The following is a 254-nucleotide window of genomic DNA, read 5'->3' on the forward strand; positions in this document are numbered from 1 at the left end:
CCGCATGCCAGTGATGGCGTACCATGGCGCCAACAAATAACAAAGAGGTCAGTATGAGTCACAATCTGTGTGCTCTACCGAAAGAGCAGCAAGAACGGGTCGAGGTCGAGAAGGCCGCCGCATATGCGGTATGGAAGGAGCGCAACGGTCACTTGGCCAGCGCAGAAAGCGAAGCGAACCAACATCAAGGTGAACTGGGTCGCTACTTCCTTGAAAAGGTCGCCTACTTCAAGTCGCGCTGACCCTATCAACAC

General features: G+C 54.3%; 1 protein-coding gene. It reads left to right on the top strand.

Translation table 11 applies throughout. From position 1 onward, the window contains the following. Positions 1-53 precede the first annotated feature (53 nt). Positions 54-242 carry a DUF3283 family protein gene (locus B4920_RS27095; RefSeq protein ID WP_029303587.1) on the top strand — a complete coding sequence of 63 codons (189 nt, stop codon included), beginning with the start codon at positions 54-56 and terminating at the stop codon, positions 240-242. Positions 243-254 lie beyond the last annotated feature (12 nt).

Source organism: Zoogloea sp. LCSB751 (assembly GCF_002028455.1).
Taxonomy (GTDB): Bacteria; Pseudomonadota; Gammaproteobacteria; order Burkholderiales; family Rhodocyclaceae; genus Zoogloea.